The sequence below is a fragment of the Kitasatospora sp. P5_F3 genome (genome assembly GCF_054049135.1).
Genome location: NZ_JBFUMY010000175.1, coordinates 1 through 2,549, shown reverse-complemented (window position 1 = coordinate 2,549; position 2,549 = coordinate 1). Strand labels below are relative to the sequence as shown.

At 68.2% G+C, this 2,549-nt stretch carries 4 protein-coding genes; 2 read left to right on the top strand and 2 right to left on the bottom strand.

Going from position 1 to position 2,549, the window contains the following annotated elements; all coding sequences use genetic code 11:
* The first annotated feature begins 338 nt into the window (after positions 1-338).
* Complete coding sequence (locus ACXJMZ_RS37090) at positions 339-581, top strand: hypothetical protein (RefSeq protein ID WP_457034397.1); 243 nt, start codon at positions 339-341, stop codon at positions 579-581.
* 48 nt (positions 582-629) lie between these two features.
* Positions 630-833: a hypothetical protein gene (locus ACXJMZ_RS37085; protein ID WP_457034396.1), complete on the top strand. Its 204-nt coding sequence runs from the start codon at positions 630-632 to the stop codon at positions 831-833.
* Here ACXJMZ_RS37085 and ACXJMZ_RS37080 read toward each other — a convergent pair.
* Positions 799-1,188 (bottom strand): transposase, encoded by a 390-nt coding sequence (locus ACXJMZ_RS37080; protein ID WP_457034395.1) that lies wholly within the window; start codon positions 1,186-1,188, stop codon positions 799-801. The genes ACXJMZ_RS37085 and ACXJMZ_RS37080 overlap by 35 nt on opposite strands.
* 561 nt (positions 1,189-1,749) lie before the next feature.
* On the bottom strand, positions 1,750-2,256 hold the full coding sequence (locus tag ACXJMZ_RS37075) for a hypothetical protein (protein ID WP_457034394.1): 507 nt from the start codon (positions 2,254-2,256) through the stop codon (positions 1,750-1,752).
* Between the last annotated feature and the right edge of the window lie 293 nt (positions 2,257-2,549).

The window sequence follows — 2,549 nt, the reverse complement described above, 5'->3', positions numbered from 1 at the left end:
CCCACGCCGCAGCACCGGCCGGACGTTACACACCATCTCGGAGCCACCGACCGACCGGATCCAACTGGGCCCCGGCTACGCGTTCCGGTACTGATCTACCTGGTCCGGGCCTGAATGGCCGGCGCCGCCACCGGGGCCTGGCCGGCCGCCCTGCGCGCCCCGCGGTGCACCGGCCCCGCGCCACAGCGCTCGGACAACCGGCAGGCACCGCCCGCTTCGGTGTCAGAAGCCGTTGTCTTTCCGAGAGTGATGGGTGGGTTTCCACTGGTCAGGCATAGGGTCGGTGCTTCGGTGGCAGGGACGAGGTGTCGTGTCGTCTCTTCGGTGGAGGTGTCGGGATGCCGTCGGTGATGGGGTTGTTGGAGGAGCGGGAGCGCGTCGCTCGGCAGCGGGTGGAGGTTCTTCAAGCCGAGCTGCGGGAGGCGGAGGCTGCCTGGGAGCGGTTCGTGATCGCCCGGGAGACGGTCGGCCTGGTCTTGGCGGATCGTCACGGAGGCGAGAAGGTGCCGCCGGTCACCGTGGCCGGTGAGCGGCACGTGCAAGTCGCGGCGACCGTGCCGGGTTCGGTGGTGCCGGTGTGACGAGACGGCATCGACCCGGCAGTGTTGGCACCGGACTACCGGCGGATCATGGACATCCTGGCCGGCCGTGACGGATCGGGCAGCGGAGCGATGGACTGCCGACAGCTTGCCGCTGCGCTCGATCTGGAGGCGGTTCCCGCGAAAGTCGAGGGCGTGCGGTCGAAAGCGAAGCGTCTGGCTGGACGAGGATGGCTGATCGAGGATCGTCCGGGGATGTTCAGCGCGGTCGCCGGGCGAGCCGGCGGCTCATGACCATGCTCATCGACCACCGGATCATCGCCTCGGCGCTGTCGGTGCGGCCCGCGTAGTCGCGGGCCAGGCGCCGTGAGCTCATCAACCACGCGAAGGTGCGCTCCACCAGCCACCTTTTGGGCAGCACCACGAACCCCGAGACGTCGTCGCTGCGTTTGACCACGGTCAGCGCGATGCGCAGTACGTCGCGGGCGAGGTCGACCAGGCGTCCGGTGTAGCCGCCGTCGGCCCACACCAGCGTGATGCGCCAGTGCCGTTCGCGCAGTCGGACCAGCAGTGTCTGTCCCGCGTCCCGGTCGGTGACCGAGGCCGCGGTGACCATCACCATCAGCAGCAGCCCGAGGGTGTCCACCACGACCCTCCAGCCACCCCGGGACCGGCAACGCGTCGCGGACCACCGCCCACTCCGCGTCGCTCATGTCAGACGGATACCTCGGTCGCCTGTGCGGCCAGTCCCCGGCGTTCCCGAGCTGGTGAGCGAGACAATCACACTCATGAGCGACCGAGTTGGAACCAGCGAGCTCGGGAGAGTACAACTGCGGCAACAGGGCCTCCTGGCGCGCTCACGGTCTTCGACAACCACGAGCTGCACCAGGGGCCCTGTCTTCATGCACGACAACCAGCAAGATCACCCGACCGGGATGTCCCAGTCGAACCCACACCCACCAAGATCGGTGCGACATCGGCTTCTAAGCCCGGAGAACATGCTCCGGGAAGGCGACGAAAGGCCCCCTACTTGCGGATTCTCCGCCGGAAGGGGGCCTTTCGCGATGGTGCCGGGCCGTCTCCGGGCCGTCAGTCGGTCGGTTCGCCCGGAAGGAGAAGCCGATCACGGCCTCTCGAGCACGGTCCTGGCTTCGGCATGAAGTGGGCGTAAACCCAGCGGGCGAAGCACCGCCGTCGCCCGGGGCTGAGCTCATGGACACCAGGAGCCGCCGCTCTGGCTCGCCCGGGCCTCCACCGTGTAGCCCTGCTCCCCGTCGACTGCCCAGGTCACGGCGAGATGGGAGGTGGCGCTGTCGATCTGCTTGGTGAAGCAGAGGCCGATCCGTTCACCGACCGGGTCGTGGCGCCAGGCGGGCTCGTCCGGCTCGGGCGGTGCCGGCAGCCAGCCGTTGCGAGCGGCGGCCGCCCGGTAGTAGGCGACGACGTCCGCCCGGCGGGCGGGTTCGGTGTACTCCTGGCCGAAGTACGCGAAGCGGTCGTCGTCGTCGCAGCCGGAGTAAGACCCATTGATGGCCTGTGCTCCTTGCGAGGTGCCGAGCGTCCGGACCTGGGCGGCCATCGGGTCCTGCAGTGCCGCGTCCGCGAAGGTGCAGCCGTAGATCCCGCCATTGAGGGCCCACCAGCCACCGATGACGGTGAGTGTGCCGAAGACTAGTCCGCCCGCAACTACGGACGCTCCCACTCGAAGATCGTTCACGGGTGGGAGCGTACCGGCCGGCAGCGGCGTGGAGAATCCGGGCACCCGCACCATGAGCGACAAAGCTGCCCCGGCCCCTCAGGCGGACTTCACGCCCCACCAGCGGCAACTCAACGATCTTGTTCGGTATGACAACGGCTTCTCAGCTTGTTGTTTAACCTCGCAGGTCACTCGACCTGCTGATCTGCAGTTCTTTCCGGGACAGCAGAGGCGGCCGTTCTCCACGCTTCGAGATGTCGAGTCACGAAGAACCAGAGATCGGCCGCTGCCCATGAGTCTTCCCGTCGACGCGC

Bases quoted from the DNA above. Each gene is read 5' to 3' on its own strand.
- ACXJMZ_RS37085 (WP_457034396.1), top strand. From the start codon at position 630: ATGGACATCCTGGCCGGCCGTGACGGATCGGGCAGCGGAGCGATGGAC.
- ACXJMZ_RS37090 (WP_457034397.1), top strand. From the start codon at position 339: ATGCCGTCGGTGATGGGGTTGTTGGAGGAGCGGGAGCGCGTCGCTCGG.